This is a genomic window from Acinetobacter sp. UBA2063 (assembly GCF_002333245.1).
Classification (GTDB): domain Bacteria; phylum Pseudomonadota; class Gammaproteobacteria; order Pseudomonadales; family Moraxellaceae; genus Acinetobacter; species Acinetobacter parvus.
Window position 1 is genome coordinate 1 of the sequence record NZ_DDAH01000075.1, and the last position, 5,766, is coordinate 5,766.

The 5,766-nt window shown below is 43.7% G+C and carries 2 protein-coding genes and 1 pseudogene; all 3 read right to left on the bottom strand.

Translation table 11 applies throughout. From position 1 onward, the window contains the following. Positions 1-183: 183 nt before the first annotated feature. On the bottom strand, positions 184-2,217 hold the full coding sequence (ligA, locus tag B4H32_RS03395) for an NAD-dependent DNA ligase LigA (RefSeq protein WP_004757325.1): 2,034 nt from the start codon (positions 2,215-2,217) through the stop codon (positions 184-186). Positions 2,218-2,287: 70 nt separating this feature from the next. After that, positions 2,288-3,280, bottom strand: coding sequence for a cell division protein ZipA C-terminal FtsZ-binding domain-containing protein (locus B4H32_RS03400; RefSeq protein WP_004757322.1), 993 nt, complete (start codon positions 3,278-3,280; stop codon positions 2,288-2,290). Between the two features lies 1 nt (position 3,281). Beyond that, positions 3,282-5,723, bottom strand: a pseudogene (locus B4H32_RS03405) (chromosome segregation protein SMC); the annotation flags it as partial. Positions 5,724-5,766 lie beyond the last annotated feature (43 nt).

A 5,766-nucleotide genomic window follows, 5' to 3' on the forward strand; every position in this document is an offset into this window, starting at 1 on the left:
TAGCTAATCCCCACAAGGGGGCTAGCGGATTGCAGCCTTATATCCTCGGGCTAAACCCCGAGGTTTTACGGCTATTCGGATAAAAATCTCTGACTACTGAGAACTGTTGATATAGTTTAACAATTTCTTGAAGCAATTCTTTTTCAGATTTTGTGACTAGATGGGCTTTCAATGCTTTAATACTCATTCAACACCTCCGTACTGCGCCAAGAAATCCAGAAACTCTTGTTCATTCATCACCCGAATGTGCAGTTTCTGCGCTTTATCCAACTTGCTTCCTGCTTTTTCACCAGCCACCACACATTTGGTTTTACTGGAAACACTACCACTGACACGTGCACCCAAAGCTTGTAACTTTTGTGTCGCCTCATCACGCCCCATACTTTCCAGTGTACCTGTCACTACCCAGCTTTCACCATTCAATGGTTGACGTGTTGGAGCTGTCGGTGCATCCCAATGAATTCCTGCTGCCAATAAACGATCGAGTACTTCAATGTTATGTGGTGCTTGGAAAAAGTCAGCAATCCATTCTGCTGTAATATCACCGACATCTGGCGTTTTCTTAAGTGCTTCAACATCGGCAGCTTTCAACGCATCCAAAGTTTGGAAAGTATTGGCTAACATGCGTGCTGTAGTTTCACCTACACCACGAATACCTAAGCCATAAATAAAACGTGCCAAGGTAGTTTTCTTGCTCGCTTCGATGGCATCAATCAAGTTCTGAACGGATTTTTCACCCATTTTCTCGATGGTCAATAAGGTGTCACGATGTTCATGTAAATGGTAAATATCAGCGACATCTTTAAGTAAATCGAGATGCAGAAGTGACTCTACCCAACGATCACCCAAGCCCTCAATATCCAAGGCTTTACGCGAAACAAAGTGACGAATGGCTTCGATCCGTTGTGCTGCACAATACAGGCCACCTGAACAACGTGCCAAGGCCTCACCCTCAGGTATAACAACAGGCGATTCACATACAGGACAATTCGTCGGGAGATGGACGATCTCCGCATTGGCAGGTCGGAACTCAACCCAAACTTTCTCAACTTTTGGAATCACATCGCCAGTACGGTAGACACTAACGGTATCGCCAATACGCACATCTAAACGATGGATTTCACCAATATTGTGTAAGGTCACATTAGATACCGTTACACCACCAACAAAGACAGGTGTTAAACGCGCGACAGGAGTAAGCGTACCAGTACGTCCCACTTGCCAGTCAATATTTTCGACTTTGGTCAGTGCCGCTTGTGCGGGGAATTTATAAGCGATTGCCCAGCGTGGTTCACGACTTAAAAAGCCCAATTGTTGTTGCTGTTTAAGACTGTCGACCTTAATCACCATACCATCAATTTCAACTTTAAGATCTGGACGTTCTTGTTGGATTTGTTCATAGCGTTGCTGTACCTCCTCAATCGAGGCACAGAGAAATTGACGTTCTGCGATTTCAAAACCAAATTTGGTTAACCAGTGCAGGCTGTCATGCATGGTCTCAAGGCCATGATTGGGCTGACATTGCGCAATACCATAAGCATAGAACGCCAATGGACGTGAAGCTGCAATGTTTGGATCAAGTTGGCGCAAACTTCCTGCTGCTGCATTCCGTGGATTGGCAAAGGTCTTATCGCCTTTGGCTTCCTGATCTGCATTGAGTTTTTCAAAGCCTTGCTTTGGCATCAATACTTCACCACGAACTTCCAGAAACTCTGGAATGGCTTGATGCTGACTTGATAATACTTTCGGCAAATTTCGAATGGTTTTAACATTCTGGGTAATATCCTCGCCTGTCTCACCATCACCACGGGTCACGCCACGAACCAAGACACCATTTTCATACCACAGTGAAATCGCTAAGCCATCGAGTTTAAGTTCAACGTCATACTGGACTTTTTGATTGGGTAAACGTTCATCAATACGACGGGCAAAGGCAAACAGATCTTCCTGATTAAACACATTGCCCAATGACAACATTGGCACTGCATGGGTCACGCTTGCAAATTTTGACAAAGCTTGACCACCAACTTTATTGGTCGGTGTATCCGCCTGAATGCATTCTGGATATTGTTGTTCTAAGGCTTTCAGTTGATGAAATAAATGGTCATATTCACTATCAGAAATGCAAGGTTGATCCATTACATAATAAGCATGATTATGTTTTGCAATCAGTTGAATTAACTGACGCATTTGCTCAATAACTGAGTTGTGTTCCATTTAGATTTCACCATATAAAAGGGCGGAAAACCGCCCTATAACTTTTACTGAATTTATTATAAAAGATTGATTAAACCGTTGCTTGATTTGGACGATAATCAATCACATGATGACGCCAATGCTCTTTCAACTGCGGCGTGAATTCAAGATTGTTTTCATCGTAAACTTTACCATCAATCTCACGCGCAATTAAGCCTGCAATGCTGGTCATCATGTCATAGCCTGTCACCGCCTTGCTGTTTGGCAATGCAAGGAAAAATGCCAGACCCTGCACCTGTTCCGCAGACAATGTTTCCAGGTCAAAGCCCGCTGGGCCATTATCTGTGACGCGTAATACGGAGAACATCAATGGGCTTGGCTCATCGGTGTTTTCATAACGATGGAAACATGACATTTCGCCAAAACGCAGGCCATATTTCAGCAATACCTTTAATGCTTTATCACCAGACAAAGCACGACGTGGATTTGGATAAACATTCAAAGCAATAATTTGCTCTGCTGTTGCCAAAGCACTTTCATCATCATAGCGTTGCTGTTCATGCAAATGCACATCCAGAATATTACTTTCGCCATCAAACTCAGCAATCTCAACTGTTTCAATATTTGGGTTTAAGCTGAGCTGTGTTTCAGCTTTCTCATCCTGAGCTTTTTCTGGCGTTGCTAAAAGTGCTTCAACTTCGTCTTGAGACTGCGATTCTAGCACTGTCTCTTGTTTATTTGCATCCGAAGTGAGCTCAACAACTGGCTCAGGTTCAATCACAACATCAGTTTCAGTCGCTTTTACAATATTTTCCGCAGTAGCTATTTCAACTGGCGCTTTTGCTTCAATCGGTGCCGTGTTAAAACTTGGTTCAACACGGTTGGTTGCAGCGGTAACCACATCATTTTGCAAAATCTGATCCCTTACATGACGAGGAATCACAGGTTGCTGACTTTCAGGGTTAACATGAAGATCTGCTTCTAGTGAAAGCTCAACTGGTTTTGGTTTTCTTAAAATCATGATCAAACCAACGAGCATAATCACAACGGCGACAACAATGCCTATTATTGTATTCATTTCCATACTAGGACTCCGCAACTAACCCGTATTCTTTTGCCTGTTCTAAATCCACAGTCACTAATTTTGATGTGCCTGGCTCTGGCATGGTCACTCCAAGTAAATCAGTTGCCATTGTCATTGCCAATTTATTATGTGTAATGTAAATGAATTGCACTTGTTCAGAAAGCTCTTTTACCAAATTACAATACCGCTGTACGTTGGCGTCATCAAGTGGTGCATCCACCTCATCCAATACACAGAAAGGCGCAGGGTTCAGCCTAAAGATAGCAAACACCAACGCCAATGCCGTTAGGGCCTTTTCACCACCTGACAATAATGCCAGAGAACTGTTACGTTTACCTGGCGGACGCGCCATTAATTTCACCCCAGACTGCCAGTCATCCTCAAGGCTGAGGGTCGCCTCACCGCCATTAAACACTTTTGGAAACAAAAGTTGCAGCTCTTGATTCACCTGATCAAAGGTGGTCATAAACAGCTTTCGTGTTTCCTGATCAATACTCTTCATGGCATCCTTGAGCTGATCAACCGTATTTCGCAGATCTTGCATCTGATGGTTCAACTCATCAAAACGTTGCGACACTTCTTCGTATTCTTGTGAAGCTGCCAAATTCACAGCACCGATTTTCTCAAATTGTTGCTGGGCTTTTTCAAGTTTTTGCTGATGATCTTTCATTTCTATCGTCAGGTCAGATAAAGCTTCCGCATTGAGTTCTTTCAGCTGTTCCAGATAATGTTCACGATCTGATTTTGCTGCCTGCCAAGCCAAGCGCTTTTGTTCCAGTTGCTCACGCACCTGCTCATCTTTTTGCTGTGCCTGATGACGCTGTTCAGTCAGTTGCTGCTGTTTCTCTTGTACTTGATTGAGTTCCAGCTGCCATTCATTCCAGGTTTTTTGCAGTTTTTCGGTTTGCTGCAATTGCTCGTGGAATTGCGACTCCAAGTTCGGCAGCTCAAGCTGAATCGGATCAACAAATTTCCTCGCCTGCTCAATTTGTTCGATGATTTGTCGATACTGCGTTTTCAGGAATGAGATATCTTTTTCTAACAACTCAATTTGCTGATTGGCTTGAGAGGTCTGACGGCGCAGATTTTCACGTTGCTGCTGCTGTTGGGTCAGCTGTTGTTGTTGCTCATCCAATTGTTCATTTAGATTTTCGACCTGAAACTGCAAAGTCTTATAGTTGGGTAACACTGCTTCCAATTTAATTGCTAAAGCATGCAGGTCAATTTCCAGATCATCCCGCTGCATGGCATCTTCTTCAAGCTGCACATCCAGTTGTTTCAACTGATCTGCCAGTTGCTGTTGCTGCAACACAAATGCCTGTGCGGTACTTTGTAATTTAGCAATTTGCACATCGAGTTGTTGTAATTCTTTTTGCTTCTGCTTCAAACCTTGTTGTTGCTGTTGCAACGTCTGTTGTTGCTGTTGCAAACTTTGCTGCTGTTGTGAAAACTGGCTTTCCAGATCAAGTAATTGTGGCTGCTGCTGTGCCAGTTGCTGCTCAATTTCTTCTAAACGCACTTGATGACTGAGCATCCCTTGTGCAGTCTGGCTCTCTTCATCGTAGTGCAACGCAATAACCCAGTCCGCACCGACATGATAACCATCCAGCGTTAAAATGGATTGTGCCTGATTGAGATCCGACTGATGATGCAATGCTATTGCCAAATTTTCTGCCACAGCAACATTGGCCCACAGTGAAGATTGTGGTGCTTCAATCCATGCACTTAAAAAAGCGAGTCCTGCAACTTGAACAGGCGGCCGTTGTGATGATTTTAACTGTCGTGCGATACCTTCTTGAAAGGCTTGCTCTTTCTCAATCAAATGCGCTTGCAACCACTTGGCTAAGAACTTCTCAATAATGCATGCATGCACTTTAGCTTGAGCAGTTAAACGCAAGTTTTGCATTAATCGAACGATATCTTGGTTCTGTTTGGGACTCTGCTTTGCCACCAATTGATTCAGGTTCTTTTGTTCAGCCAATAACACCTGAATCTCTGTTTTTAAACTCTGTGCATCAGTCTTGTTTAAATGTTGCTGATCCTCCTGGCTTTGTAGATTTTGCTGTAGCTGTTCAATCGCTGTTTCCAGTTCAACAATCTCTCGTTGCAACTGCTGCTGTAACTGTTCCAGTTGCGCTTGCTCATCATCCTGAACCTGAGCACGAATCTGGCCGCTTTGCTTTTGTAAGGTCTGCTTTTGCTGTTCAATCCGCAGTACATTTTTGCTTAGTTGCTCAATCTGTGCCGCCATTTGCAGCTTTTGTTGTTGCTGCTTTTCAACTTGGGTTTTAAGTTGTTCAAATTGCTGTTGTGCCTGCTTGTGTTGTGCCTGAACATCGGTAAAATTTTGCTCGGCGGCTTGGGTCTGCTGTTCCAGCTCAAGCAATTGCTCATTTTGCTCATCAAACTGCGTGGTTAAGGTTTCAACCTGCAACTCGGATAACTACAAACCAAGGAGCGTTTGCAGTTATCCGAGTTGCAGGTTG